The sequence below is a fragment of the Ramlibacter alkalitolerans genome (genome assembly GCF_016722765.1).
Lineage (GTDB): Bacteria > Pseudomonadota > Gammaproteobacteria > Burkholderiales > Burkholderiaceae_C > Ramlibacter > Ramlibacter alkalitolerans.
Map to the genome: position 1 here is coordinate 307,513 of NZ_JAEQND010000007.1, position 24,990 is coordinate 332,502.

At 69.3% G+C, this 24,990-nt stretch carries 27 protein-coding genes; 10 read left to right on the forward strand and 17 right to left on the reverse strand.

Annotation, left to right across the window (positions count from 1 at the left end):
* The first annotated feature begins 120 nt into the window (after positions 1–120).
* The 6 genes from JI746_RS14490 (at position 121) to JI746_RS14515 (ending at position 3,121) form a co-directional block, all read left to right on the forward strand.
* Complete coding sequence (locus JI746_RS14490) at positions 121–285, forward strand: DUF1328 domain-containing protein (protein WP_201690389.1); 165 nt, start codon at positions 121–123, stop codon at positions 283–285.
* Between the two features lie 55 nt (positions 286–340).
* Positions 341–613 carry a hypothetical protein gene (locus JI746_RS14495; RefSeq protein ID WP_201690390.1) on the forward strand — a complete coding sequence of 91 codons (273 nt, stop codon included), beginning with the start codon at positions 341–343 and terminating at the stop codon, positions 611–613.
* Positions 614–633: 20 nt separating this feature from the next.
* On the forward strand, positions 634–1,008 hold the full coding sequence (locus JI746_RS14500) for a phage holin family protein (RefSeq protein WP_201690391.1): 375 nt from the start codon (positions 634–636) through the stop codon (positions 1,006–1,008).
* Complete coding sequence (locus JI746_RS14505; protein ID WP_201690392.1) at positions 1,005–1,454, forward strand: hypothetical protein; 450 nt, start codon at positions 1,005–1,007, stop codon at positions 1,452–1,454. The genes JI746_RS14500 and JI746_RS14505 overlap by 4 nt, the downstream gene beginning before the upstream one ends.
* Before the next feature lie 101 nt (positions 1,455–1,555).
* Entirely contained in the window at positions 1,556–1,870 is a 315-nt protein-coding gene (locus JI746_RS14510) for a BON domain-containing protein (protein ID WP_201690393.1), read from the forward strand.
* A gap of 108 nt (positions 1,871–1,978) precedes the next feature.
* A complete protein-coding gene (locus tag JI746_RS14515) occupies positions 1,979–3,121 on the forward strand; it encodes a zinc-binding metallopeptidase family protein (RefSeq protein WP_201690394.1) in 1,143 nt (380 codons plus the stop codon).
* A gap of 44 nt (positions 3,122–3,165) precedes the next feature.
* Here JI746_RS14515 and JI746_RS14520 read toward each other — a convergent pair whose 3' ends face one another.
* Positions 3,166–3,600 (reverse strand): BON domain-containing protein, encoded by a 435-nt coding sequence (locus JI746_RS14520; protein WP_201690395.1) that lies wholly within the window; start codon positions 3,598–3,600, stop codon positions 3,166–3,168.
* A 116-nt stretch (positions 3,601–3,716) separates the two neighbouring features.
* Positions 3,717–6,182 carry a ligase-associated DNA damage response DEXH box helicase gene (locus JI746_RS14525; RefSeq protein ID WP_201690396.1) on the reverse strand — a complete coding sequence of 822 codons (2,466 nt, stop codon included), beginning with the start codon at positions 6,180–6,182 and terminating at the stop codon, positions 3,717–3,719.
* 84 nt (positions 6,183–6,266) lie between these two features.
* Here JI746_RS14525 and JI746_RS14530 point away from each other — a divergent pair, with 84 nt between their 5' ends.
* The 4 genes from JI746_RS14530 to JI746_RS14545 are packed head-to-tail and all read left to right on the forward strand — an operon-like array spanning position 6,267 to position 11,237.
* Positions 6,267–7,217 (forward strand): Bug family tripartite tricarboxylate transporter substrate binding protein, encoded by a 951-nt coding sequence (locus JI746_RS14530; protein ID WP_201690397.1) that lies wholly within the window; start codon positions 6,267–6,269, stop codon positions 7,215–7,217.
* A 10-nt stretch (positions 7,218–7,227) separates the two neighbouring features.
* Positions 7,228–8,181: a Bug family tripartite tricarboxylate transporter substrate binding protein gene (locus tag JI746_RS14535; RefSeq protein WP_236599830.1), complete on the forward strand. Its 954-nt coding sequence runs from the start codon at positions 7,228–7,230 to the stop codon at positions 8,179–8,181.
* Positions 8,181–9,503 carry a sulfatase family protein gene (locus JI746_RS14540; protein WP_201690400.1) on the forward strand — a complete coding sequence of 441 codons (1,323 nt, stop codon included), beginning with the start codon at positions 8,181–8,183 and terminating at the stop codon, positions 9,501–9,503. Before JI746_RS14535 ends, JI746_RS14540 begins: the two co-directional genes overlap by 1 nt.
* A 15-nt stretch (positions 9,504–9,518) precedes the next feature.
* Positions 9,519–11,237, forward strand: coding sequence for a SulP family inorganic anion transporter (locus tag JI746_RS14545; RefSeq protein WP_201690402.1), 1,719 nt, complete (start codon positions 9,519–9,521; stop codon positions 11,235–11,237).
* On the opposite strand, the gene JI746_RS14550 is transcribed toward JI746_RS14545, so the two are convergent.
* From JI746_RS14550 to JI746_RS14620, 15 genes are all read right to left on the reverse strand, one after another.
* The gene (locus tag JI746_RS14550; RefSeq protein WP_201690404.1) at positions 11,194–12,273 is read right to left on the reverse strand and encodes a flavodoxin family protein; all 1,080 of its coding nucleotides are present in this window, start codon (positions 12,271–12,273) and stop codon (positions 11,194–11,196) included. The two genes, JI746_RS14545 and JI746_RS14550, sit on opposite strands and share 44 nt — an antisense overlap.
* 108 nt (positions 12,274–12,381) lie before the next feature.
* Positions 12,382–12,702 carry an addiction module antidote protein gene (locus JI746_RS14555; protein ID WP_201690406.1) on the reverse strand — a complete coding sequence of 107 codons (321 nt, stop codon included), beginning with the start codon at positions 12,700–12,702 and terminating at the stop codon, positions 12,382–12,384.
* Positions 12,699–12,992, reverse strand: coding sequence for a type II toxin-antitoxin system RelE/ParE family toxin (locus JI746_RS14560; RefSeq protein WP_201690408.1), 294 nt, complete (start codon positions 12,990–12,992; stop codon positions 12,699–12,701). Before JI746_RS14560 ends, JI746_RS14555 begins: the two co-directional genes overlap by 4 nt.
* A 78-nt stretch (positions 12,993–13,070) precedes the next feature.
* Positions 13,071–13,877, reverse strand: coding sequence for a DUF429 domain-containing protein (locus JI746_RS14565; protein ID WP_201690410.1), 807 nt, complete (start codon positions 13,875–13,877; stop codon positions 13,071–13,073).
* A 4-nt stretch (positions 13,878–13,881) separates the two neighbouring features.
* A complete protein-coding gene (locus JI746_RS14570) occupies positions 13,882–14,304 on the reverse strand; it encodes a BLUF domain-containing protein (RefSeq protein ID WP_201690411.1) in 423 nt (140 codons plus the stop codon).
* Between the two features lie 9 nt (positions 14,305–14,313).
* A complete protein-coding gene (gene folE / locus JI746_RS14575) occupies positions 14,314–15,045 on the reverse strand; it encodes a GTP cyclohydrolase I (RefSeq protein WP_408004101.1) in 732 nt (243 codons plus the stop codon).
* Between the two features lie 40 nt (positions 15,046–15,085).
* Complete coding sequence (locus tag JI746_RS14580) at positions 15,086–16,810, reverse strand: ATP-dependent DNA ligase (protein WP_201690413.1); 1,725 nt, start codon at positions 16,808–16,810, stop codon at positions 15,086–15,088.
* A 145-nt stretch (positions 16,811–16,955) separates the two neighbouring features.
* Positions 16,956–17,978 (reverse strand): ligase-associated DNA damage response exonuclease, encoded by a 1,023-nt coding sequence (locus JI746_RS14585; RefSeq protein ID WP_201690414.1) that lies wholly within the window; start codon positions 17,976–17,978, stop codon positions 16,956–16,958.
* Complete coding sequence (clsB, locus tag JI746_RS14590; protein WP_201690415.1) at positions 17,975–19,192, reverse strand: cardiolipin synthase ClsB; 1,218 nt, start codon at positions 19,190–19,192, stop codon at positions 17,975–17,977. The genes JI746_RS14585 and clsB overlap by 4 nt, the downstream gene beginning before the upstream one ends.
* A gap of 6 nt (positions 19,193–19,198) precedes the next feature.
* Positions 19,199–19,927, reverse strand: a complete 729-nt coding sequence (locus JI746_RS14595) for an endonuclease/exonuclease/phosphatase family protein (protein ID WP_201690416.1) — start codon at positions 19,925–19,927, stop codon at positions 19,199–19,201.
* Positions 19,924–20,373 carry a dihydroneopterin triphosphate diphosphatase gene (gene nudB / locus JI746_RS14600; protein WP_201690417.1) on the reverse strand — a complete coding sequence of 150 codons (450 nt, stop codon included), beginning with the start codon at positions 20,371–20,373 and terminating at the stop codon, positions 19,924–19,926. The genes JI746_RS14595 and nudB overlap by 4 nt, the downstream gene beginning before the upstream one ends.
* 265 nt (positions 20,374–20,638) lie before the next feature.
* Positions 20,639–22,432 carry an aspartate--tRNA ligase gene (aspS, locus tag JI746_RS14605; protein WP_201690418.1) on the reverse strand — a complete coding sequence of 598 codons (1,794 nt, stop codon included), beginning with the start codon at positions 22,430–22,432 and terminating at the stop codon, positions 20,639–20,641.
* A gap of 59 nt (positions 22,433–22,491) precedes the next feature.
* Positions 22,492–23,100 carry a DUF502 domain-containing protein gene (locus JI746_RS14610; RefSeq protein WP_201690419.1) on the reverse strand — a complete coding sequence of 203 codons (609 nt, stop codon included), beginning with the start codon at positions 23,098–23,100 and terminating at the stop codon, positions 22,492–22,494.
* Between the two features lie 7 nt (positions 23,101–23,107).
* Positions 23,108–23,434, reverse strand: coding sequence for an FmdB family zinc ribbon protein (locus tag JI746_RS14615; RefSeq protein WP_201690420.1), 327 nt, complete (start codon positions 23,432–23,434; stop codon positions 23,108–23,110).
* Positions 23,435–23,517: 83 nt separating this feature from the next.
* Entirely contained in the window at positions 23,518–24,987 is a 1,470-nt protein-coding gene (locus JI746_RS14620) for a sodium:solute symporter family protein (protein WP_201690422.1), read from the reverse strand.
* Positions 24,988–24,990: the final 3 nt, after the last annotated feature.

Consider the following 24,990-nt stretch of genomic DNA (forward strand, 5'->3'; position numbering starts at 1 on the left):
GTGGCGATGACAGTCGTTCACGCCGTCCCCCGAACTCTGCGTCGGCGCGTATCCTTAAGCTAGCCGCAGGCACGAATCGCCTGCGTGCCCTGTGCTGAAGGCTTGCTGGGAGTTTGATCCGTGTTGCATTACGCCGTCGTCTTTCTCGTCATCGCGCTGATCGCTGCGGTGCTGGGTTTCGGCGGCATTGCGGCGGGAGCCGCCAGCATCGCGAAGCTGCTGTTCTTCGTCTTCGTGGTCCTCGCGCTCGTCGCCTTCGTTGCCAGCCTGAAGCGCAAGCCCTAGTCCAGTGAAACAGGACTGACCAGGCACACCCCCCAAATCAACAAGAGAGGACCTCATGACCGATATGCAAGCCACGCTGGACAGCACGCGCAAGATGGCCGCCGATGCGCTCGATCGCGCCAGTGCTTCGATGAAGGACCTGCGCAGCGGCGTGTCCGAGCGCGCCGGTGCCGCCCAGCGTTACGTCGGCGACTACGCGCGCACCGGCACCCGCTACGTGACCGAGAATCCGCTCAAGTCCGCGCTGATCGCCGCGGCGGTCGGCGCCGCGGTGGCGGGCCTGATCATCGCGCTGCGCAATCGCGAAGACCGCGACACCTGGTTCTAAGAGAGGCAGCGCGTCCATCCATGGTGCATCCGATCTTCTCGGTGCTGATCACCAAGCCGGAACTGGTGATGGAGCACGTCGCGGGCTATGCCTCGCTCATGCGCGAGGAAGCCTCCTCCGTCGGCAAGGAAGTCGCCAAACGGGCCGTGGCCTGGGCCGCGACGCTGTTCTGCCTGCTCGTGTTCCTGATCCTCGCCGGCGTGGCGGCCATGCTGGGCGCCATGCACGCCGAGTTCCACTGGGCGCTGGTCGTGGTGCCGGGCATCACGCTGGCGCTCGCGGTCGGAGCCTTCATGGTGGCGCGCAAGCCGCTGCCCGAGAAGGCCTTCGCCGAGCTGAAGCAGCAACTCGATGCCGACGCGCAGGCCCTGCGCGCGATCAGCGCCAGGTCATGAGCGACGCCTCCGAGAAGCTCGCGCGCAGCCGCAAGGCGATCGTCGAACACATAGCGCGGCGCCAGCGCAGGCACGACCCGCGCGAGGAGCCCGCCGAAGGCCACGACGATCCGTATGCCTTCGCCCCGGACGACGAACCGTACGAGGGCGGCGGCTGGTTCGGCCGCCTGCGGCATGCGGTGCGCACCTGGTGGCGCTACCACCCCGCGCACATGGCGGTGGAACTCACGACGCCGCTGATGCGCAGTTATGCGCGGCGCAAGCCGATGCAATTGCTGGCGATCTCGGCGGCCGCGGGCGCGGCACTCACGTTCACGCGCCCGTGGCGGCTGATCTCGCTCACCACGCTGATCGTGGCCGTGCTGAAGTCCTCGCAGCTGTCGCACCTGCTGATGGCGGCGATGTCCGCGGCGGACTACCGCAAGGACGACGAACGGCCCGAATGAAGTTCGGAATGTGCCCAGGGAGGGACCGGTGCGGCCCTTTCGAGGCTCCTGGCAAGAAGACCGCACCACCATAAACATCCTCGTACAGGAAGGGAGTTCCCATGAAACAGACCCGCGCCATCGCCCTCGCGATCCTCACCGGCCTCACGCTCGTCACCAGCGGCTGCGCCGTCATGCGTGGCCAGGAAACGGTCGGCAACTACGTCGACGACAAGACGATCACCACCGCCGTCAAGGCGAAGCTGATCGAGGATAAGACCACCGGCGGGCTGTCGATCAACGTCGACACGCTCAATGGCGAAGTGGCCCTGTCCGGCTTTGCCAAGTCGCAGCTGGAGAAGGACCAGGCCGGCCGCATCGCCGCCGCCACCAAGGGCGTGCGCGCCGTGCGCAACAACCTCGTCGTGCGTCCTTGATCCCGGCCCGCGGGCGGCACCGGCCCGCCCGCGTCGTCCGGTGCCGACCTTGAAGGGGGCAGGCCGCCTGCGGGCGCGCCTGCCTTTCTTGTCTGCGGGGGACTCCACATGAAAACATTCCACTGCCAGTTCTGCGGGCACCCCCTGTTCTTCGAGAACGTGCAGTGCTTGCAGTGCGGCAGCGCGCTGGCCTTCCTGCCCGATCGCCTGAACATGGTCGCCATCGAGGAAGCTCCGGACGGCCAGGAAGGCCTGTGGCGCCCGCGCTCGCGCGGCCGGAAGGCCTCCGACCTGCGCTACCGCCTGTGCCACAACCACACCACGCAGAACGCCTGCAACTTCGCCGTCCCGGCGCAGGACCCGAATCGCCTGTGCGTCTCGTGCCGGCTCACGCGCGTGCTGCCGGATCTCTCCGTGCCGGCGAACCCGCTGCGCTGGTACCGGCTCGAAGTCGCCAAGCGCCGGCTGTTCTACGCGCTGGCCAAGCTGGGGCTGGTGGCGACGAACCCGCCGGAGGGCGGCGCCGACGGCCCGATCTTCGAATTCCTGGCCGACCTGCCGGGCCAGCCGGTGATGACGGGGCACGCGCAGGGCGTGATCACGCTCAACGTGGCCGAGGCCGACGACGCCGAGCGCGTGCGCCGGCGCGAGGAGATGCACGAGCCGTATCGCACCCTCCTCGGCCACCTGCGCCACGAGTCCGGCCACTACTACTGGGACCGCCTGATCGACGAGGGCGGCCGCACCGAGAGCTTCCGCAAGGTGTTCGGCGACGAGCAGCAGGACTACCAGGCGGCGCTGCAGGCCCATTACGCACGCGGCGGCACGGTGCCGGACTGGCAGGACAGCTTCGTGAGCGAGTACGCCACCGCGCATCCCTGGGAGGACTGGGCCGAGACCTGGGCCCACTACCTGCACATGGTGGACCTGCTGGAGACCGCCGCCTCGTACAACACGCGGCTGCGCATCCCGGGGCAGGACGTCGAGGTCGAGGAGGTCGTGAACCCGCTGGAAACGGGACACCCCGATTTCGATTCGCTGGTGGAGCAGTGGGTGCCGCTCACGCTGCTGGTCAACAGCCTCAATCGCAGCCTGGGCCAGGAAGACGCCTATCCGTTCGCGCTCTCCCCCGGCGCGCTGGACAAGCTGCGCTACGTGCACGACGTGATCAGCGAAACGCGCTCGCGCACGCCGGCGCAGGGCGCGCAGCCGCAGCAGGACAAGGGAAAGACGGAGTCGCCCCCGGCGTGAAGCGCTGGTGTGCGCTGCGCGCAGACCAGCCTACGCCGCCCCGATCACCCCAGCGTGAGCAGGTTGTCCACCGTCTTCACGCCGGCCACGCCGCGCGCCAGCTGCCCCGCGCGATCGCGCGCGGCGGGGTCCGGCGCCCGGCCCACCAGCGTCACCGTCCCGTCGCGGCTGTGCACGTCGATCTTCATCGCCGCCAGGTCGGGATCGTTCGCCAGCGAGGACTGCACGTCCGACGCGATCTTCGCATCCGCATCCTCCGTCCGGGCCGACTGCTCCGCCGCGGCCCCCATCGTGGAAGTGTTGTTCTCGACGCCCTGCGCCTGGTTTTCTTCCTTCGCGCCCTCCATCCCCTGGCGGTTGATCTCGACGCTGGCCTGCTCGGGCTGCGGCATCTCGGTGTTCTCCACCCGATCGCCACAGGCCGCCAGCGCCAGCAGCATGACCATCCCGGCGGCGGTGGCCGGCCTCTTCCATCCCATGTTCATTTCGTGCTCCCGACGACGTCCTTGACTGTCGCAGGCCAATGTACGAGGGGCGCCGCTGCGGCCGGGTCGGGTCGCGGAGGATGCGGCTGTAGGAAGAAGGCAAGGTCTCGCTAGGCGCTTTCGTCGGCTTCCATGTCGCGCAGGATGCGCTCCAGCCTTGCGGCCAGCGTCTCGGTGCTCAGCTTCTCGCGGAAGCGCTCCACCATCAGCGGCAGGCTCATGGGGCTGGGGTGGCGCAGCGCAGCGAGCACCACCCTGCGGGTGCGCATGCGCTGCAGCGTCTCGGCCAGGCGGGACAGCTCCAGCTCCTGGCTCAGCACCTCGTTCTCGGCCTGGTTCAACAGCAGGTTGCCGGCGTCGTACTTGCGGAACACCTCGTAGAACAGCGCACTGGAGGCCTGCAGCTGGCGCGCGCTCTTCGGCTGCCCGGGGTAGCCGCTGGAGACCAGCCCCGCGATGCGCGCGATCTCGCGAAAGCGCCGCTGCTTCAACTCGCCGGAGTTGAGCGATGCGAGCACGTCGTGCAGCAGGTCCTCCTCCGAGAAGATCAACTGGCTGGTGACGGGCTCGATGTCGAACGGTGCGGCGCTCACCAGCTCGAGGCCGTAGTCGTTGATCGACATGCTGAACGTGTTGGGCTGCTCGCGCGCCAGGCGCCAGGCGAGCAGGCTCGCCAGGCCCAGGTGCACGTTGCGGCCGGCGAACGGGTACACGTACAGGTGCTGGCCTTCGCGCGACTGGTAGGCTTCCACCAGCAGGGTGCCGGGCGTGGGGATCTGCGACAGCCGCTGCTGCGTCTGCAGCATGGGCCGCGCGGCCTCCAGCTCGGGGCCTGCGAACTCCCCCCGCGCGGCGCCTTCCATCATCTCCAGCACGGCGTCGCTCAGTTCGGTGGACAAGGCCATCTTGCTTCCCATCCAGGTCGGCACCGTGCCCTTGTTGCGCGTCGCCTTGCGCACGTAGGCGGCCATGTCGCGCACGCGCACGAACTCCAGCAGCTTGCCGGCGAAGAAGAAGCAGTCGCCCTGGCGCAGGCGCGCGATGAAGCCCTCCTCGATCGTGCCGATGGTGGCGCCGGTCAGGTACTTCACCTGCACGGCCGCATCGCTGACGATGGTGCCGATGCCCAGGCGGTGGCGCTTGGCCACGCCGGCATCCCGCACCCGGTAGACGCCCTCCTCGTCGCGCACGATGCGGTGGTATTCGGGATAGGCGCCCAGGCTGTCGCCGCCGCGCTCGCAGAAGGCCACCACCCAGTCGAACTCGGCGCGCGTCAGGGCGCGGTACGACCAGGCGCTGCTCACCTCCGCGAACAGTTCATCGGCGCGGAAGCCGCCGCCCAGCGCGATCGTCACGATGTGCTGCACCAGTACGTCGAGGGGCTTGGCCGGCGGGTTGCGCTTTTCCACGCGACCCTGCTGCGCGGCCACGCGCGCGGCCGCCGCCTCGACGATCTCCATCGTGTTGGTGGGCACCAGCGTGACGCGGCTCGGCCGGCCGGGGGCGTGGCCGCTGCGGCCGGCCCGTTGCATCATCCGCGCCACGCCCTTGGCGGAGCCGACCTGCAGCACGCGTTCGACCGGCAGGAAGTCCACGCCCAGGTCCAGCGACGAGGTCGCGACGACGGCGCGCAACGTGCCCTCCTTCAGGCCCTGCTCCACCCACTCGCGCGTGGCCCGCTCCAGCGAGCCGTGGTGCAGTGCGATGTGGCCGGCCCATTCCGGGCGCGCCTGCAGCAGGAGCTGGTACCAGATCTCCGCCTGCGAGCGCACGTTGGTGAACACCAGCGTGGTGCCGGAGCGCTCGATCTCCTCCACCACCGGCAACTGCATGCCGGCCCCGAGGTGCCCCGCCCAGGTGTACTTGCCGGGCGTCGGCGGCAGCAGCGTGTCGATCACGAGCGTCTTGTCGATCTTGCCGCGCACCAGCAGCGGCGGCGGATTCTCGTCGGGCCCGCACAGCACCTGCATCGCCTGCTCCAGGTTGCCGAGCGTCGCGCTCAGGCCCCAGGTGACCAGGCCCGGATGGAAGCGCCGCAGCCGCGCCAGGGCCAGCTGCGCCTGCACGCCGCGCTTGCTGCCGATCAGCTCGTGCCATTCGTCCAGCACCACGTACGCGACGCCGGCGAGTTCCGCCCGCCCGTTCTCGCGCGTGAGCATCAGCGTGAGGGATTCCGGCGTGGTCACGAGCACCGTCGGCATGCGCCGGTCCTGCTTGGCGCGCTCGGCGCTCGAGGTATCGCCGGTGCGCAGGCCCAGCGTCCAGTTCGGCGCCAGATCGCGCAGGGGCTGCAGCAGCGCCTTGGCGGTGTCGGAGGCCAGGGCCCGCATGGGCGTGAGCCAGATCGCGCGCAGCGGCTCCGCCGCCCGCCCGGGCGGGTGCTGCCGCAGCAGCGCATCGAGGATCCCGAGCCACACGGCGTAGGTCTTGCCGGCGCCCGTCGTGGCATGCAGCAGGCCGCTGCGGCCCTCGGCCACGGCCTGCCAGACTTCGCGCTGGAAGGCGAAGGGCTGCCAGCCGCGCCCGGCGAGCCAGGCGGCGGCGTGGGCGCCAGGCTCGCCCAACGTGGCGCTCATGCGGGTTTTCGACAGGACGATGGGGGCACCCGACCCATTGTGGCCGCACTACATTGAGCATGGGCCGAATCCGCAGGAGCCACCATGAGAAGAAGAGACGCCTTGATCGCCACGCTGCTCGGCCCGGCCACCGCCGCCCTGCACGCGCAGGGCGAGACCCTGCGCATCGTGACCGGCTTCGCGCCCGGCGGTGCCACCGACCGCGTCGCCCGCATCGTCGGCGAAAAGCTGCAGGCGAAGCTCGGCACCACGGTGATCGTGGAGAACCGCACCGGCGCCGGCGGCCGGCTCGCGGCGCAGCAGGTCAAGGCCACGCCCGCCGGCCAGCACGTGCTGATGCTCGCCAACCCCGCGGTGCTGGTCGTCGCGCCGCTGGTGTTCAAGGACAACGGCTACGACCCCGAACGCGACTTCGTGGCCGTGTCGCACGTCAACGACTACGAGTTTGCGCTCAGCGTCGCCACGGCCGTGCCGGTGCGGGAACTGTCGCACCTGCTCGCCTGGCTGCGCGCCAACCCGGACAAGGCCAACTTCGGCGTGCCGGCCACCGGCAGCCTGCCGCACTTCTTCGCGCTGATGCTGGCGCAGGCGGCCGGCGTCAAGGCGCAGGTGGTGGGCTACCGCGGCTCCGCGCCGCTGATCACCGACCTGGTCGGGGGCCAGATTCCGGTCTCGATCGACACGCTCGACACGGTGCTGCCCCAGCACCAGGCCGGCAAGCTGCGCATCCTGGCCACCTCCGGCGCGAAGCGCTCGGCCATCGCGCCCGACGTGCCCACGTTCCGCGAGTCCGGACTGAACCTCACGGCCACGGGGTGGAACGCGTTCTTCGCGCCGGCGTCGATGCCCGGGCCGCTGGTGCAGCGCTATGCCGAGGCCATCCGCGACGTGATGGCCGATGCCGACACCCAGCGCAAGCTCCTCGCGGCGCAGATGTCGCCGGTGGTGGCCACGCAGGCGCAGACCGAAGCCATGTTGAAGGCCTACCGCGCGCAGTGGGCGCCGGTGGTGACGCAATCGGGCTACCAGCCCTGAAGGAAGGATGATGAAACGACTGCTCGCCGCAGCGCTGCTCGCGGCCGCCCTCGCACCCGCCGTGGCCCAGACGGTGTGGCCGACCAAGCCGGTGAAATTTCTCAACAGCTTTCCGCCCGGCGGCCCGTCCGACCTGATCGCACGCTCGATCGCCGACGTGCTCGCCAACCAGTTCAAGCAGCCCTTCATCGTGGAGAACAAGCCGGGGGCCAGCGGCAACATCGGCTCCGACGCCGTGGCCAAGGCGGCGCCGGACGGCAGCACGGTGCTGTTCGGGATCGACAGCACCTTCACGGTCAATCCGCACATCTACAAGGGCATGCCGTTCAAGCCGGCGGACCTGCGGCCGGTGCTCGTCATCGCGTCCTCGGGGCTGCTGGTCGGCGTGCATCCGTCCACCGGTTTCCGCACGATGCAGGACCTGGTCGCCGCGGCGAAGGTCAAGTCGGTCACCTTCAGCTCCGCCGGCAGCGGCAGCCCCGGCCACCTCGCCGCGGAACTGCTGACCGAAGCCACCGGCGCGAAGATCACGCACGTGCCCTACAAGGGCAACACGCCGGCCGTGACGGCGGTGCTGTCCGGCGAAGTCGACGCCGGCGTGCTGGCCACGCCGGGCATGCTGCCGCACGTGAAGGCCGGCAAGATCACGCCGCTGGCCGTCACCAGCCGCACGCGCTCCACGCTCGCGCCCGGGATTCCCACCGTGGCCGAAGCCGGCCTGCCGCAGCTCGAACAGGAGGTCCTGTACCTCGCGATGGTGCCCGCGGCCACGCCGGAGCCGGTGGTGCAGGCGATGCAGAAGGCCATGGCCGACGCACTGGCGCGCCCGGACCTGCGCGCCCGGCTCGAAGGCCTGGACCTGCACTACGAGGGCCTGGCGGGCGCGGCGGCGGGCAAGCGCCTGGCCGAACTGTCCGACCGCTACGGCAAGGTGATCCGCGTGACGGGAATGAAGGTCGAGTGATGGCGCGCCGGCCCAACCTGATCTTCATCGTCGCCGACGACCTCGGCTTCGCCGACCTGGGCTGCTACGGCGGCCGCGACGCGGAGTTCGGCCCCGTCTCGCCCCAGCTCGATGCGCTCGCCGCCGACGGCCTGCGCTTCACGCAGGGCTATTCCAACTCCCCGGTCTGCTCGCCGACGCGCTTCGCGCTGATGACGGCGCGCTACCAGTACCGCCTGCGCGGCGCCGCGGAGGAGCCGATCAACAGCCGCAGCCGCGGCAGTGCCACGCTGGGCCTGCCGCCCGCGCATCCCACGCTGCCTTCGCTGCTGAAGCAGGCCGGCTACCGCACGGCCCTGATCGGCAAGTGGCACCTGGGCTATCCGCCGCATTTCGGCCCGCTGCGCTCCGGCTACGAGGAGTACTTCGGCCCGATGTCGGGCGGCGTCGACTACTTCACCCACTGCAGTTCCAACGGCCAGCACGACCTCTGGTCCGGCGAGGAGGAGCGGGCCGAGGAAGGCTACCTGACCGACCTGATCTCGCAGCGCGCGGTCGACTACGTGGGCCGCATGGCGCAGGACCCGCAGCGCCCTTTCTTCCTGAGCCTGCACTACACGGCGCCGCACTGGCCGTGGGAGACCCGCGACGATGCGGCGCTGGCGCAGGAGGTGAAGGACAACCTGTTCCACCTGCATGGCGGCAACATCCACACCTACCGCCGCATGATCCACCACATGGACGAAGGCATCGGCGCGGTGATGCAGGCGCTGCGCCGCCATGGCCTGGAGCGCGACACGCTGGTCGTCTTCACCAGCGACAACGGCGGCGAGCGCTTCTCGGACAACTGGCCCCTGGTGGGCGGCAAGATGGACCTCACGGAGGGCGGCATCCGCGTGCCGTGGATCGCCCACTGGCCCGCCGGCATCCGGCCGGGGCAGGTCACGGCGCAGCCGTGCATGACGATGGACTGGTCCGCCACGATGCTCGAACTCGCGGGCGCGCCGGCCGATCCGGCCTACCCGCTCGATGGCGTCTCGCTGGCGCCGGTGCTGCAGGATCCGGGGCGCACCTTCGCCCGCCCGCTGCACTGGCGCATGAACCACCGGGGCCAGCGCGCCCTGCGCGACGGCGACTGGAAGTACCTGCGCGTGGACGGCCACGACTACCTGTTCGACCTGGCCGGCGACGAGCGCGAGCGTGCCAACCTCGCGGGGCGGCAGCCGGCCCGGCTGGCGCAACTGCGCGATGCCTGGGAGGCCTGGAACGAGACGATGCCGGCGATCCCGGACGATGCGACGGTGAGCCTCGGTTACTCGGTGAAGGACATGCCGCAGCGCTGAGTGATACTCGGGCCGATGTCCAAGCTGTCCCGTTGGCTCCCCTTCCTGAATTGGCCCCGCCCCGACGCGCACCTGCTGCGTGGCGAGGGCATCGCGGCGATCACCGTCGCCGTGGTGATGATCCCGCAGTCCGTCGCCTATGCCGGCCTGGCCGGCATGCCGCTCGTGGCCGGCCTCTACGCCACCTTCCTGCCCGCCGTCGTCGCGGTCCTGTTCAGCGCGTCGACGCGCCTTTCCGTGGGTCCCTCCGCCCTGAGCAGCGTGCTGGTGGGCGCCTCCCTGATCGGCATGGCGCAGCCGGGCAGCGCGAGCTGGGTGGCGCTGGCCGTGTGGCTGGCGCTGCTGGCCGGCTTCCTGCAGGTCGCCGTCGGCGTGACGCGCTCGGCGTGGGTGCTCAACCTGGTGAGTTCGCCCGTGCTCACCGGCTTCAGCCAGGCCGCCGCGCTGCTGATCATCGCCTCGCAGCTGCCGGCGCTGATGGGCCTGCAGGGCTCGCTCGGCGAGCTGCTGCATTCGCCGCGCCTCGACCCGCAGGCGCTCGCCTACGGCGTGGTGAGCCTGGTGCTGTTCGTCGGCGCGCGCCGCGTCGCGCCGCGGCTGCCGATCATGCTGATCGTGCTCGCGGCGGCCGGCCTCCTGAGTTTTCTCACCGGCTATTCCAGCAACGGCGGCGCGGTGGTCGGGCCGCTGCCGCAGGGGCTGCCGGCCTTCTACTGGCCGGCGTGGCCGGGGTGGGAGCAGTTCTCCATGCTGCTGCCACCCGCGCTCGTGCTGACGCTGGTCAGCTCGCTGGAGATGGCCGCCAGCGCCAAGATCGAGAGCCAGCGTGACAGCAAGCGCTGGGATGCCAACCAGGACCTGATCGGCCAGGGGGTCGGCAAGCTGGCCTCGGGCCTCTCGGGCGCGTTCGCCACCAGCACCTCGTTCTCGCGCTCGGCGCTCACGCTCTATGCGGGCGCACGCACGGGCTGGGCCACGGTGATCGCGACCGTCATCGTGCTGCTCGTGCTGCTGTTCCTCACGCCGGCCCTGTCGCACGTGCCCAAGGCGGTGCTGTCCGCCGTCGTCGTGGCCGCCGTCTCCAGCCTGTTCAAGCCGCGCGTCTTCGTGCAGCTGTGGGGCATCGACCGGGTGGAGGCGGCCACGGCGCTCACCACCTTCGCGGTCACCATCCTTTCCGCCCCCCGGATCTACTGGGGCGTGCTCACGGGCGTGCTGATCGGGCTGGCGTACTTCCTGTACCTGCGGCTGCACCCGCGCATCATCGAGGTGGGCCTGCATCCGGACGGCAGCCTGCGGGATCGCCACCTGTGGAAGCTGCCGCCGCTGGCGCCGCAGCTCTATGCGCTGCGCATGGACGCGGAGCTGGACTTCGCCTCGGCCACCGACATGGAACGCGCCATCGTGGAGCACCTGGCACTGCACCCGGAAGTGCGTGATGTGTGCCTGCTGGCGCAGCCGATCAACCGCATCGACGCCACCGGCGTGGAGATGTTCAGCCAGCTGCGCAAGACGCTGCGGGAGCGCGGCGTGACGCTGCACATCAGCGGCATCAAGCTGCCGGTGGAACGCGTGCTGGAACGCGCCGGCGTGCTCGGCCCCGATCCGCTGCTGAAGATGTACCGCACCGACAACGACGCGCTGCACGCCTTCGGCACCCTGAAGCGCGACGAGGTGCTGCCGGAGCCGCCTACTTCGGACGCGGACGCACGAGATTCCGCCCCGGTGCGCTGAGCCGGCCCTGCCGCAGTTCGGCCACCGCCTGCGCCAGGGCGCGGGCGGCGTTGCGCACTTCCTCCTGGAAGGCTTCGTCGGCATCCAGCGCGTCGTGGCTGGTGGCGTAGGGCTCGTAGTAGCCGACGTAGCGATCGAGCCGGCTGCTCGCGCCGGCATCCAGCAGGCCCATCCAGTCCAGCTGGTCGCACAGGATGCGGCGGGCGCCGTCGATGCCGGCCACGTCGCCGTGCACCACCACGCCGTAGGCCCGGCCCGCGAGGTGCTTCGGATAGTCCCAGCCTTCCAGTTCCAGCGCCTTGGCCTTGGCGGCGTCCTTGCCGCCGGTGGTGGTGGGGTCGGGATTGCCGCCGTCGGCGCAGACTAGGCGGTCCATCATCAGCTTGATCGGGCTGGAGGTGGCGTACCAGTGCGTGGGCGTGAGCAGCAGGATGCCGTGGGCGGCGGTCCAGCGCTCGTAGATTTCGTTCATCCAGTCGTTGACCTGCTGGGTGGCGTGGTTCGGGTAGCAGCTGCACGGCCAGTGGCAAAGCGGCATGGCGGTGGACACGCAGCCCTTGCACGGGTGGATGTGGCGGTCGAAGTCGGAGGTGAGCTGGCTCAGGTCCAGCAGGTCCACCTCCAGGCCTTCGGCGCGCAGCGTCTCCTGCGCGATGCGCGCCAGGCGGAAGGTCTTGGACATCTCGCCGGGGCAGGTGCCGTCGTTGCGGGGCGCCCCGCAGATCACCAGCACGCGCGAAGGCGTGGCGGGATCGCTCCAGCGCGCCTGCGCGGCGAGCAGCCGGTTGCGCGCCTCGTACCACTCCACGGAAAGGTCGTAGTCGGGGTCCTTGAATTCGCGGCCGGCCTTCCGGGTGACGGGCGCCTTGTGGCCCTTCGAGTAGGCCTCCCAGGCGATGGCCTCCAGGCGGGCTATGGCCTCGTCCTCGCCGCGGTACGCGGGATCGTGGAAGCGCGCGCGGAAGCGCTCGCGGAATTCATCGCGCGGATGCAGGCCGCCCCACTCGCCCTTGCGCACCTCGGGTGTCTTCGCCATCGCGGCTCCCTGGATGTGGATCGTGCGAAGACTAATGCAAAGGGCGGCGGCCGGGGAGCGCCGCGGCTGCTTGGCTGTCTCGCAGTTGCAAGCAGTGCATGACCCGCCTCAGGCCTGCTGCGGCTCCCCACGCGGGCGCACCTGCAGCTGCAGGCCCAGCGCGCGCAGCACCTTGAGCACCGTCCCCAGGCTCGGGTTGCCTTCCGGCGAAAGCGCCTTGTAGAGGCCCTCGCGGCTGATGCCAGTCTCGCGGGAGATGCTGGCGACTCCGCGGGAGCGCGCTACTTCCCCCAGCGCCTTTGCGACGAATGCCGGATCGTCACCGGCCTCCTCGATCGCCGCTTCGATGAACGCGGCGCAATCTTCAGGGGTCCGAAGGTAGTCCTGGACGTTCCAGGGCCTGGTCTCGGGCTTGGTCTCTTTGGTCATGGCGGGTATTCCTCTGCGAGCCGGAGAGCGGTCTGGATGTCGCGCTGCTGCGTGCTCTTGTCACCGCCGCACAGCAGCAGCACCAGCTGCGTGCCGTGGCGGGTGAAGTACACGCGGTAGCCGGGGCCGACGTCGATCTTCAGTTCCACCACGCCGCCCGCCAGCACACGATGCTGGCCGGGATTGCCCTGCGAAAGACGCTCGATGCGCACTACGATGCGAGCGCGACCCTGCACGTCCCGCAGCCCCTCCATCCAGTGGTCGAACTGCGGCGTCGTGCGCACGTCCATGTGTCAACCATAGTTGACAATCACCCACGTGTCAACGGGAGTGGGCGGGTGAGCAGCAATTTGGCAAGCGCGCCAGCATCACGCGCTCACGATCCAGCCTTCCAGCGGATCCAGGTCTTCCGGCAGGCCGTAGCGGGGCGCCCCCTGCCGCGCGGCCCACGCGGCCTGCACCAGGCACAGCACGGCATCGAGGCTGTCGCCGCTGGCGTCGTCGACCAGCGCATCGTGCTGCGCATGGGTCAGCTTCACTCGCAGGCCCAGGCGCGATCGGCCCTGTTCGAGCGCGGTGATCAGATCCTTGCGGGCGATCAGGCGCTCCGCGGTCTGCCTGGCCTTCTCGTCGCTCTTGTAGCTGCGCCGCGCGATCAGTTCACGCGCCAGCAGCCCCGGATACGCCTCGAGCGCGACACGCTGCGGATCGCCTTCGTGCAGTCCGGGGATGTGCACGCCGGCGTGCAGCAGCAGCGGCACCGCCGCATGCAGCATGTACGCGACCGGCGGATTGACCCATTTCATCGAGGGGCTCGACCCGGCGAGCTTGTCGAAGCGCCGGTGGGCGAACTTGGAGCCCGCGGGACGGGCGTCACAGTAGGCAGCGAAGGTGGCGCGGATCTGCGGCCGCGTGAGGCCGGCGTAGTGGCGCATGCACTCGCGCCAGTCGGTCGGCCAGCCGAGGTGCTCCACCAGCGCGCGCGGCAGCCCGAAGGGAAAGTCGAAGCCGCCGATCCAGGGCTGCGGCTGCCGCAGCCAGTCGCCGAAGCCGGCCAGCGTCTCGATGCGTTCGATCCGCGTGAGCTGCACCCGGCCGCCGGACTCCTCGCCCAGGGCGATCAGGATCGGCTTGCGGCGCGTCGGGGTGCTGGAGAAATCGCAGCCGAGGAGCACGCCTTCAGCCGCGACCGCAGATCGCGGCGGTGGCCGCCAGGTCCTCCAGCAGCGAGAGGGACACCTTGCCAGAGACCGAATACGGGTCGAGCTCGGGCTTCTCGGAGTACTTGAGGAGCGTGCTGTGATTGAGCTTGGAGATGTTCACCTGCCCCATGCTCCAGCCGCCGAAGCGGCGCTCCAGGACTTCCTCGTAGTGCAGCAGCGCGACGTCCTTGTGGCGGGCGTCCTTCTGGATGGTGGCGTACAGCTCGTTGACCTGCATGCGGCCGCCCTCGATGCACTGCAGGAAGATGCCGTCGCCGTAGCACAGGATGCCGGTGATGCCGGAAGCCTGGTTGTGCTCGCGACCCTCGCGCAGGATCGCTTCGATGGCGCCCTCGCTGGCGTCCACCGCGCGGCTGCAATACAGGAGTCGGACGAGCATGTGCCTGGCCTAGTCTTTCCGGGGAATCAGGGCGAGGAATTCGCGGCGCAAGGTCGGGTCCTTCAGGAAGGCGCCGCGCATCACCGAGTTGATCATCTTGCTGTCCAGGTCCTTCACGCCGCGCCAGGCCATGCAGTAGTGGCGGGCCTCCATCACCAGCGCCAGGCCGTCGGGCTGCGTCTTTTCCATGATCAGGTCGGCCAGCTGCACCACGGCCTCTTCCTGGATCTGGGGCCGGCCCATGATCCATTCGGCCAGCCGCGCGTACTTGGACAGGCCGATCACGTTGGTGTGCTCGTTGGGCATCACGCCGATCCACAGCTTGCCGACCACCGGGCACAGGTGGTGGCTGCAGGCGGAACGCACGGTGATCGGGCCGACGATCATCAGCTCGTTCAGGTGCTCCGCGTTGGGGAATTCCGTGATCGGCGGCGCCTTGACGTAGCGGCCCCTGAAGACCTCGGTGAGGTACATCTTGGCCACCCGGCGCGCCGTGTCGCCGGTGTTGTGGTCGTTGGTGGTGTCGATGACCATGCTGTCCAGCACGGCCTGCATCTTCTCCTCGACCTCGTCGAGCAGCAGTTCCAGCTCGCCGGGCTCGATGTAGTCGGCGATGTTGTCGTTGGAATGGAAACGCTTGCGCGCGGCCAGCACGCGCTCGCGGATCTTGACCGACACGGGCGTGCCCTCCTCGGGGGCGACCTGGCTCAGTTGGCTGGACGGATCGGCTTTCATCAACATGGTCGACTTTAACACCGGGGGTTGCGACCCCCTCCAGATGCTACGAGCCCAGCAGGCGTTCCAGGTCCTGCAGGGTATTGGCCTCGTGCAGGGGCTTGTCGTGGCGGATGCGCAGCATGCGCGGGAAGCGCACCGCGATGCCGCTGCGGTGGCGGCCGCTGCGCTGGATGCCCTCGAAGCCCAGCTCGAAGACCAGGGCGGGCTTGACGCTGCGCACCGGACCGAACTTCTCGATGGTGGACTTGCGGATCAGGGCGTCGACCTGCCGGAATTCCTCGTCGGTCAGGCCGGAATAGGCCTTGGCGAAGGGCACCAGCTGCAGTTGGCCGGGCTCCGGCGGCTCCTTGCGCTCCATCTTGCGCACGACGTCCTCGGCTTCCTGGCGGTCGGCCGGCGCACGGTTCCAGACCGCGAAGGTGTAGTCGGTGTGGACCGAGGACCGGCGGCCGTGCCCCGGCTGCGCGTACACCAGCACGCAGTCGACGCTCATGGGATCGATCTTCCACTTCCACCACAGGCCCTCGGCCTTGGTCCGGCCGGTGCCGTAGGCGGCATCCAGCCGCTTGAGCATGAAGCCTTCCACCCCGCGCTCGCGCGATTGGGCCCGCTTGCGGGCGAACGCCAGCCAGGAGTCTTCGCGCTCGACGGGCGAGAGCAGGAAGCGCGTGCCGGCCAGCAGGGCTTCCAGGCGGGCGCGGCGTTCGCCTTGCGGCACCGAGCGGACGTCCTGCCCGTCCTGCTCCAGCAGGTCGTAGGCCATGAAGCTGACCGGCGCCTCGGCCAGGATCTTCTTCGTCACGTTCTTGCGCCCGATGCGCTGCTGCAGCAGGGCGAAGGGCGCCGGCCGGCCCGCGACCTCGCCCGTTTCCGGGTCGGCCTCGTCCTTCCAGACCAGGATCTCGCCATCCAGCACGGTGCCCTCCGGCAGCGTGCGCGCCAGCGCCTCGATCTCGGGGAAGCGCTCGGTGACGAGTTCCTCGCCGCGCGACCAGATCCACACCTGGCCGGCGCGCTGGATGACCTGGCCGCGGATGCCGTCGTACTTCCACTCCACCATCCAGTCGCTCACCGGGCCGAGGCGCGCAGAGAACAGTTCCGGCGGCAGATCGAGCTGGTGCGCCAGGAAGAAGGGATAGGGCTGGCCGGCATCCGGCTGCTCCACGACGCCCTCCTGCGCCTGTGCGACCAGCGCCTCGTAGCGCTCCGGCGAGGGCATCACCTTGCCGTCGGTGTAGCCCATCATGCGCTGGGCGACGCGCTTGGCGTCGATGCCGGCGTGGGCGGCCAGCGCGCGCTGCACCAGCAGCTTGCTCACGCCGACGCGGAAGCCGCCGCCCACCAGCTTGGTGAGCAGGAAGCGCCCGAGCGTGTCGAGTTCCCACCACCAGGTGCCGACGCGCCGGGCGACCTCGTCGTCCGGCAGGCCGCGCAGGGGCAGCAGGCGCTCCTCGATCCACTCGGCGAGCCCGACGTCGGACGGCTCGTTGCCGCGCGGCAGCACCAGCGCGATGGTCTCGGCGAGATCGCCGACCTGCTGGTAGCACTCGTCGAACAGCCAGGGCTCGACCTGCGCGAGGTAGCAGGCGAGGCTCACGAGCGAGCCGGTCTTCACCACCTGCCGTGGCTTGCCGCCCGCCAGGAAATACACCGCCCACGCCGCATCGCGCGCCGGCGCCTCGGCGAAATAGCGCGTCAGCGCCTCCACCTTCTCGTTGGTGGAGGTCGTCGCATCGAGCTCGCTGAAGAGGCGGGAGAAGCGCTTCATGCGTCGGCGCGGGCGCGAAGGGGAAAACCTTGAACGCAGAAGCCGCAAAGGTTACGCAAAAACCGCAAAAGAAGATTTCCGAAGGATTTTCCTTTCGCGGCTTTCGCGTAGCTTTTGCGGCTTCTGCGTTCGGATGTCCCTGCCTTCATCCCCCCTCCCCAGCCTGCACATCCGCCTCGACCACGTCGTCGCCGTATTCGGTTTCGAACGCCTCCGCCTGCAAGCCCTTCTCGCCCAGATACCGCACCATGGCCGCCGCGCTGCCGTGCGTGACGATCACGCGTTGCGCGCCCGTCGCCGCGATCGCTTCGTGCAGGCCCGGCCAGTCGGCGTGGTCGGAGAGCACGAAGCCGCGGTCGTAGCCGCCGCGGCGGCGGTTGCCGCGCACCTGCATCCAGCCGCTGGCGAAAGCCGTCTGCGCATCGCCGAAGCGCCGCAGCCACGTGCTTCCCACGGCGCTCGGCGGGCACACCACCAGGCAGCGGCGCAGGTCGGCCTTGTCGGTGACCTCGGTGACCATGCGCGTGTCCGGCAGCGCCACCCCGGCAGCGCCGTAGGCCTCGTTCAGCGGCTTCACCGCACCATGCACGATGATCGGCCCGATCGAAGGGTCGACGCCCGCCAGCACCCGCTGCGCCTTGCCGAAGCTGTAGCAGGCCAGCACGCTGGCCCGGCCATGCTCCACGTTGCGCGCCCACCAGGCGTTGATGTCGGCGAAGAGTTCCTCGTCGGGACACCAGCGGTAGATCGGCAGGCCGAAGGTCGATTCGGTGATGAAGACGTCGCAGCGCACCGGCTCGAAGGGCGCGCAAGTGGGATCCGGCGCGACCTTGTAGTCGCCGCTCGCCACCCACACCTGCCCGCCATGTTCCAGCCGCACCTGCGCCGAGCCCAGCACGTGGCCGGCCGGATGCAGCGACACCGTCACGCCGTGGTGCTGCACGGCTTCCCCGTAGGGCAGCGTCTGCAGCGCGATCTCGCCCAGGCGGGCGCGCAGCACGCCCTCGGCCGGTGCCGCGGCCAGGTAGTGGCCGTTGCCATAGCGGGCATGGTCCGAATGCGCGTGAGTGATCACCGCGCGCGCGACCGGCCGCCACGGGTCGATGTAGAAATCGCCCGGCGGGCAATACAGGCCTTCAGGGCGTTGCACGACGAGGTCCGCGCTCACAGGTACTTCTTCCCCTGGATGGCGAGCAGCGCCCGCATGACGACCAGCGCCAGCCGCTCCTTGGCGCGCTGCAGCGGCGGCCGCCGCTCGTAGGCCGCCGCGTCCATGCGCTGCCCCTCGTCCTGCATGGCCGCCACCAGCCGCTCGCGCAACTGGGTGGCGAAGCCGCGGTCCTCCACCACCACGTTGGCCTCGCGCGCCAGCAGCAGGCTGAGCGGGTCGAGGTTGGACGAACCGACCGTCGCCCAGCGGCCATCGATCACCGCCACCTTGGCGTGCAGGAAGCTCGGCGCGTACTCGTGGATCTCGACGCCGGCGCGCAGCAGCGCGCCGAACACCGGCCGGGAGGCGTAGTACTGCATGAAGTACTCGTAGCGCCCCTGCAGCAGCAGGCACACGCGCACGCCGCGGCGGGCCGCGCTGACCAGCGCGCGCCGCATCCGCCCGCCCGGCACGAAGTAGGCGTTGGCGATGATGATCTCCTCGCGCGCCCGCCCGATGGCGCGCAGGTAGGCGCGTTCGATGATGGCGCGCCGCCGCAGGTTGTCGCGCAGCAGCAGCGCCGCGCGCACGTTCGCGTGCACGGAGTCGGCGGGCGCTGGCGGCGGGGCGGCACGGCCGGTCGCGGTGCGCAGCAGCTGCAAGGCACCGCTCCAGCGCGCCCGCCGCAGCTGCCCGAGGGCCGCGATGCGCGACCACTGGCGCTCGATGGTGGCGCGGATCTCGTGCACCAGCGGGCCCGCGATGCGCAGCGTGAAATCGAAACGCGGCGAGGCGAGCGGGCCGTGGTTGGGATCGTGGAAGTCGTCGAGGATGTTGATCCCGCCGCAGAAACCGACCGAGTCGTCGATCACGCACAGCTTGCGATGCAGCCGCCGCCACTGGCCCGGCCACAGCAGGCCCAGTGCGCCGACCGGCGAGTACACCAGCCATTGCACCGGCGCCTGGTCGAAGCGGTCGCGCCAGAAGGCCGGCAACTCGGGCGTGCCCACGCCGTCGACGATCAGCCGCACCGTCACGCCGCGCCGGGCCGCGCGCTCCAGCGCATACGCGACTTCGGCGCCGGTGGCGGTGAAGTCGAAGATGTAGGTTTCCAGCAGGACTTCGGTGCGCGCCGCGTCGATCGCGGCGACCAGGGCGGGAAAGAACGCCCGGCTGCCTTCGAGCAGCTGCAGGTGATGGCCGGGCCGCAGGAGCGGAACTGCGTGCGCCATGGCTCCCTAGAGCTTGAAGTCGGCGATCAGCGGCAGGTGGTCCGACATGCGCCACCAGATGCGGCCGCGCGGGGCGTGGACGCCGGCGGGCTTCATGCCGCGGGCATAGACGAAGTCCAGCTGCGTGATGGGCAGGCGCGAGGGGTAGGTGTTGACGCGCTCGCCGGCGAAGTCCTGCAGGCCCAGCTTGTTCATGGCGGGCCGCAGCTTGGCGCCCCAGTCGTTCAGGTCGCCGGCCACGACCACGGGCGCCTTCTTCGGCACCTCGCGCTCGATGTAGCGGCCCAGCTGCTCGATCTGCCGCAGCCGGCTGCCCGCGATCAGCCCCAGGTGCAGCACGATCACGTGCACCTGCCGGCGGTTGACCAGCACCTGCACGTGCAGCAGCCCGCGCTGCTCGAAGCGGTGGTCCGACATGTCCTCGTGGCCCTGCGAAACCACCGGCCAGCGCGAAAGCAGCGCGTTGCCGTGCTCGCCGTGGCGCGTGCGCGCGTTGGTCTGGTAGACGGCGAAGTAGCCCTCGGGGCAGAGGAATTCGGCCTGCGGCAGCTCCGGCCAGCGCGTGAAGTAGCGCTCCTCGGTCCGGTGCACCTTGCGCACCTCCTGCAGGCACACGACGTCGGCGTCGAGCTGTTCCACCGCATGCCCGAGGTTGTGGATCTCGAGCCGCCGCACCGGGCCCAGGCCCTGCACACCCTTGTGGATGTTGTAGGTGGCGACGCGCAGGATGCTCATGCCACGAATTCTGGCAGCATCAGGATCGCTTCGGCGTTGGAAGGCGAGAAGCAGGTGTCGGCCGCCTGGCGGTACGGCAGCCACTGCCAGGCCGTGTGCTCGCGCGGGTTCAGGGTGACCGGGGTGCCGGCCGGCACGCACAGGCCGAACACGTGCTCGCGGTTGCGCGTCACGCCCGGGGCGTAGCGGTGCAGGTAGTGCGGGTAGATGTCGTAGACGTTCTCGAGCGCCCAGTCGGTGAGCCGGCCGGCGGCGCAGTCGATCCCCGTTTCCTCGCGCACCTCGCGCACGGCCGTCTGCTCGAAGCTCTCGTCCTCGTGGTCCTTCGAGCCGGTGACCGACTGCCAGTGGCCGGGCAAATCGGTGCGGTTGATCAGCAGCACGTCGAGGTCCGGCGTGTGGATCACGACCAGGACGGATTGCGGGATCTTGAAGGGTCGGGACATCGCTGGATGATTCTGCCGCAGGCGGCTTGGGCAGGCCTCAACAGAGCTGGCGGCAGACCCGGCCATTTCCAACGCAGAAGCCGCAAAAGTACGCAGAAACCGCGAAAGGACATCGGTTTTCCCTTTTGCGGCTTTTGCGCACTTCTGCGGCTTCTGCGTTCAAATCACCTCGATCGCTCCTCGCGCGCGAAAAAGGAAAAGGGCGCTTGCGCGCCCCTTTCTGGGTCCCCGCCTGCGCGGGGATGACGGCTAAAGCCCTTTCGCCTTACTGCCCCGCCGCAGCAGCATTGCGCAGGCGGATGTGCAGTTCGCGCAGCTGCTTCTCGTCGACCGGGCCGGGGGCCTGCGTCAGCAGGTCCTGCGCGCGCTGGGTCTTCGGGAAGGCGATCACGTCGCGCAGCGATTCGGCGCCGGTCATCAGCATCACGAAGCGGTCCAGGCCGATGGCGATGCCGCCGTGCGGCGGCGCACCGTATTGCAGCGCGTCCAGCAGGAAGCCGAACTTCGCCTTGGCTTCCTCTTCGCCGATCTTCAGCGCGCGGAACACCTTGCTCTGCACGTCCTCGCGGTGGATCCGCACCGAGCCGCCCCCGAGCTCGATGCCATTGAGCACCGCGTCATAGGCCTTGGCCAGGCAGCGGCCGGGGTCGGTCTCCAGCCAGTCCTCGTGGCCGTCCTTGGGCGAGGTGAACGGGTGGTGCACCGCATTCCAGCGCTGCGCGTCCTCGTCGAACTCGAACATCGGGAAGTCCACCACCCACAGCGGCTGCCACTGGCCTTCGGTCAGGCCGTGCGTCTTGCCGAATTCGCTGTGGCCGACCTTCACGCGCAGGGCGCCGATCGAGTCGTTCACGACCTTGGCCTTGTCGGCGCCGAAGAAGATCAGGTCGCCGTTCTGGGCACCGGTGCGCGCCAGGATCTCGGCGATCGCGCGGTCGTGCAGGTTCTTCACGATCGGCGACTGCAGGCCTTCACGGCCGGTGCCGGCGTCGTTGACCTTCACCCAGGCCAGGCCCTTGGCGCCGTAGATCTTCACGAACTCGGTGTAGCCGTCGATCTCGCCGCGGCTCATTTCCGCGCCGGCCGGCACGCGCAGGCCGACCACGCGGCCGTCCTCCGCATTCGCCGGACCCGAGAACACCTTGAAGTCGACGTCCTTCATGACGTCGGTCAGCTCGGTGAACTCCAGCTTCACGCGCAGGTCCGGCTTGTCGGAGCCGTACAGGCGCATGGCATCGGCGTGCTTCATGACCGGGAAGGGCGGCAGGTCGACGTTGATGACGTTCTTGAACGTGCTGCGGATCATGCCCTCGAACATCGCGCGGATCTCTTCCTCCAGCATGAAGGAGGTCTCGACGTCGATCTGCGTGAACTCGGGCTGGCGGTCGGCGCGCAGGTCCTCGTCGCGGAAGCACTTGGTGATCTGGTAGTAGCGGTCGAAGCCGGACACCATCAGCAGCTGCTTGAACAGCTGCGGCGACTGCGGCAGCGCGAAGAACATGCCATCGTGCACGCGCGAGGGCACCAGGTAGTCACGCGCGCCTTCGGGGGTGGACTTGGTCAGCATCGGCGTCTCGATGTCGATGAAGCCGTTGGCGTCCATGAACTTGCGCACTTCCATCGTCACCCGGTAGCGCAGCATCAGGTTGTTCTGCATGTACGGGCGGCGCAGGTCCAGCACGCGGTGCATCAGCCGCGTGGTCTCCGAGAGGTTCTCGTCATCGAGCTGGAACGGCGGCGTGACCGAGGGGTTCAGCACCGTGAGCTCGTGGCACAGCACCTCGATCCTGCCGCTCTTGAGGTTCTCGTTGCTGGTGCCGGCGGGGCGGGCGCGCACCAGGCCCTTGACCTGGATGCAGAACTCGTTGCGCAGGCCTTCGGCCGTCTTGAACATCTCCGGCCGGTCCGGGTCGCACACCACCTGCACGTAGCCTTCGCGGTCGCGCAGGTCGACGAAGATCACGCCGCCATGGTCGCGGCGGCGGTTCACCCAGCCGCACAGGGTGACGGTCTGGCCCAGCAGGGCTTCGGTCACCAGGCCGCAATAGGTGGTACGCATGGATTGAGCAGTCACGGACATCCCGCGGCCACCTTGCGGCGCCGCGTCCTTCTTCGGGTTCAGGTGATGATTCTGGGCGAGACGACGCCCATCGAAACGACGTACTTGAGCGCCTCGTCGACGCTCATCTTGAGTTCGATGCAATCGCTCTTGCGCAGCATCACGAAATAGCCGCCGGTGGGGTTCGGCGTGGTGGGCACGTAGACGCTGACGTATTCGTCGCCGCGCAGGTAGGTGGTGACGTCGCCGCCGGGCGTGCCGGTCACGAAGGCGATGGTCCAGACGTCCGCGCGCGGCCACTGCACCAGCACCGCGGTGCGGAAGGCATTGCCGCTTTCGGAGAACAGGGTGTCGGAGACCTGCTTGACACTGGAATAGATGCCGCGCACCACCGGGATGCGCGCGACCACGCGGTCACCGAAGTTGACGAGCTTCTTGCCGACGAAGTTGCTGGCGATCGCGCCCACCAGCAGCAGGATGGCCAGCGTGAGCACCACGCCGAGCCCCGGGATGCGCATGCCCAGCACCTGCTCCGGCCGCCAGTCGGCGGGCAGGATCAGCAACGTCTGGTCGAGCGTGTCGATGACCCAGCGCAGCACGGCGACCGTGACGGCCACCGGAACCATGACGAGCAGCCCCGCCAGCAGCCACTTGCGCAGGGCGTGCATCGACGTCTTAGTGGCAGGCGCAGGAGCCGCCGCAGCCCGCCGCGGATGCAGCGGGCGCATCCGGCTTCGCGGCAGGCGCCGGCGTGCCCTCGGTCTTGCCGCCTTCGGTCTTGCCGCCTTCGGCCGGCTTGTCCGCGGGCTTGGCCGTGCTGCCGCCGCGGAAATCGGTCGCGTACCAACCCGAGCCCTTGAGCTGGAAGCCCGCGGCCGTGATCTGCTTGGCGAACTGGTCGGCCCCGCACGCGGGGCAGGTGCTCAGCGCGGGATCGGAAATCTTCTGCAGAACGTCCTTGGCATGGCCACAGGAGCCGCACTTGTAAGCGTAGATGGGCATGGCTAGGTCAGGAGGTCTGATCAAAGCCCTCAATTATAGTCGGCAGGGCGGAACTCAACCCCGCGCGGCCGGAGTGCCCGGCCTCAGGCGACCTGGCCGCCGCCCTGCGTGCTGCCTTCGAAGTGGTGCACGTGGCCGGTGTGGTTCGCCACCCACTGCGGCGCCAGCGAGCCGCCGACCATGCCGACCAGGGCCCCGAGCAGGCCCGCGAGCTGCTGCGGAAAAGCCGCCGCCAGCTCCGGGCTGCCCATGAAGAACAGCCAGGTTCCCAGGCCCAGGACCACGGAGGCGAGCGCCCCTTGCGTCGTCGCCCGCTTCCAGTACAGGCCGAACACCAGTGGCGTGAAGGCACCCACCAGCGGCACCTGGTAGGCCCCGGAAACCAGCTCGTAGATCGAGGTTCCCTGCATGGAAATCGCGTAGGCCAGCACCAGCGCGGTGAACACCAGCACCGTCAGCCGCATCGCCTTCAGCGTCTGCGCGTCGTTCATGCCAGGGCGCATGTTGCGCAGGATGTTTTCCACGAAGGTGGTGCTCGGCGCCAGCAGCGTGGCCGACGCCGTGGACATGATGGCAGACAGCAGCGCGCCGAAGAAGGCGACCTGCAGCAGCACCGGCATCCTGGTCATCACCAGGGTGGGCAGCACCTGCTGCGGGTCGTCCTTCAGCAACGCGGTCGCCTGGTCGCCCATCACCAGGACCGAGGCCGTGACGATGAACATGGGCACCAGCGCGAACAGGAAGTAGAGCGAGCCGCCGATCACCGGGCCGCGCACCGCCGTCTGCGCGTCCTTCGCCGACATGACGCGCTGGAACACGTCCTGCTGCGGAATCGAGCCGAGCATCATCGTGATCGCGGCGGCGAAGAAGAAGATCCACTCGCGGCTGCCGCCCTCCGGGAAGAAATGGAACTTGCCCTCCCGCACGGCGTAGTCCACCACCTTGCCGGCGCCGCCGGCCAGGGTGGCGGCGAACCAGGCGATGGCGAGCAGGCCCGCGGCGATGACGATCATCTGCACGAAGTCGGTGAGGGCCACGGACCACATGCCGCCGAACAGCGTGTAGACCAGGACGATCCCGGTGCCGATCATCATCCCCCCGACCATCGACACGTGCTCGGGCATCAGCAGGTGGAACACCAGCCCCAGCGCCGTGATCTGCGCCGCCACCCATCCCAGGTAGCTCAGGAGGATGACGACCGAGCAGATCACCTCGATCGTGCGGCCGAAGCGCTGGCGGTAGTAGTCGCCCAGCGTGATCAGGTTGCGCTGGTACAGCTTGCGCGCGAAGAACAGGCCCACCAGGATCAGGCACATGGAGGCGCCGAACGGGTCTTCCACGACGGCACCCAGGTTGCCGGAGACGAAGCGGGACGAGATCCCGAGCACGGTTTCGGAGCCGAACCAGGTGGCGAAGGTGGTGGCGACCACCACCGCCAGCGGCAGGCTGCGGCCGGCCACCGCGTAATCCGCCGTGTTGCTCACGCGGGTGGCGGCGTACAGGCCGATGCCGATGGACGCCAGCAGGTAAAGGGCGATGAAGGCCATCAACATGAT

Excerpts from the sequence above, each read along its gene's own strand:
- JI746_RS14495 (WP_201690390.1), top strand. The coding sequence starts at position 341 with ATGACCGATATGCAAGCCACGCTGGACAGCACGCGCAAGATGGCCGCC.
- JI746_RS14500 (WP_201690391.1), top strand. The coding sequence starts at position 634 with ATGGTGCATCCGATCTTCTCGGTGCTGATCACCAAGCCGGAACTGGTG.
- JI746_RS14505 (WP_201690392.1), top strand. The coding sequence starts at position 1,005 with ATGAGCGACGCCTCCGAGAAGCTCGCGCGCAGCCGCAAGGCGATCGTC.
- JI746_RS14510 (WP_201690393.1), top strand. The coding sequence starts at position 1,556 with ATGAAACAGACCCGCGCCATCGCCCTCGCGATCCTCACCGGCCTCACG.
- JI746_RS14515 (WP_201690394.1), top strand. The coding sequence starts at position 1,979 with ATGAAAACATTCCACTGCCAGTTCTGCGGGCACCCCCTGTTCTTCGAG.
- JI746_RS14520 (WP_201690395.1), bottom strand. The coding sequence starts at position 3,600 with ATGGGATGGAAGAGGCCGGCCACCGCCGCCGGGATGGTCATGCTGCTG.
- JI746_RS14525 (WP_201690396.1), bottom strand. The coding sequence starts at position 6,182 with ATGAGCGCCACGTTGGGCGAGCCTGGCGCCCACGCCGCCGCCTGGCTC.
- JI746_RS14530 (WP_201690397.1), top strand. The coding sequence starts at position 6,267 with ATGAGAAGAAGAGACGCCTTGATCGCCACGCTGCTCGGCCCGGCCACC.
- JI746_RS14535 (WP_236599830.1), top strand. The coding sequence starts at position 7,228 with ATGAAACGACTGCTCGCCGCAGCGCTGCTCGCGGCCGCCCTCGCACCC.
- JI746_RS14540 (WP_201690400.1), top strand. The coding sequence starts at position 8,181 with ATGGCGCGCCGGCCCAACCTGATCTTCATCGTCGCCGACGACCTCGGC.
- JI746_RS14545 (WP_201690402.1), top strand. The coding sequence starts at position 9,519 with ATGTCCAAGCTGTCCCGTTGGCTCCCCTTCCTGAATTGGCCCCGCCCC.
- JI746_RS14550 (WP_201690404.1), bottom strand. The coding sequence starts at position 12,273 with ATGGCGAAGACACCCGAGGTGCGCAAGGGCGAGTGGGGCGGCCTGCAT.
- JI746_RS14555 (WP_201690406.1), bottom strand. The coding sequence starts at position 12,702 with ATGACCAAAGAGACCAAGCCCGAGACCAGGCCCTGGAACGTCCAGGAC.
- JI746_RS14560 (WP_201690408.1), bottom strand. The coding sequence starts at position 12,992 with ATGGACGTGCGCACGACGCCGCAGTTCGACCACTGGATGGAGGGGCTG.
- JI746_RS14570 (WP_201690411.1), bottom strand. The coding sequence starts at position 14,304 with ATGCTCGTCCGACTCCTGTATTGCAGCCGCGCGGTGGACGCCAGCGAG.
- folE (WP_408004101.1), bottom strand. The coding sequence starts at position 15,045 with ATGTTGATGAAAGCCGATCCGTCCAGCCAACTGAGCCAGGTCGCCCCC.
- JI746_RS14580 (WP_201690413.1), bottom strand. The coding sequence starts at position 16,810 with ATGAAGCGCTTCTCCCGCCTCTTCAGCGAGCTCGATGCGACGACCTCC.
- clsB (WP_201690415.1), bottom strand. The coding sequence starts at position 19,192 with ATGGCGCACGCAGTTCCGCTCCTGCGGCCCGGCCATCACCTGCAGCTG.
- JI746_RS14595 (WP_201690416.1), bottom strand. The coding sequence starts at position 19,927 with ATGAGCATCCTGCGCGTCGCCACCTACAACATCCACAAGGGTGTGCAG.
- nudB (WP_201690417.1), bottom strand. The coding sequence starts at position 20,373 with ATGTCCCGACCCTTCAAGATCCCGCAATCCGTCCTGGTCGTGATCCAC.
- aspS (WP_201690418.1), bottom strand. The coding sequence starts at position 22,432 with ATGCGTACCACCTATTGCGGCCTGGTGACCGAAGCCCTGCTGGGCCAG.
- JI746_RS14610 (WP_201690419.1), bottom strand. The coding sequence starts at position 23,100 with ATGCACGCCCTGCGCAAGTGGCTGCTGGCGGGGCTGCTCGTCATGGTT.
- JI746_RS14615 (WP_201690420.1), bottom strand. The coding sequence starts at position 23,434 with ATGCCCATCTACGCTTACAAGTGCGGCTCCTGTGGCCATGCCAAGGAC.
- JI746_RS14620 (WP_201690422.1), bottom strand. The coding sequence starts at position 24,987 with ATGTTGATGGCCTTCATCGCCCTTTACCTGCTGGCGTCCATCGGCATC.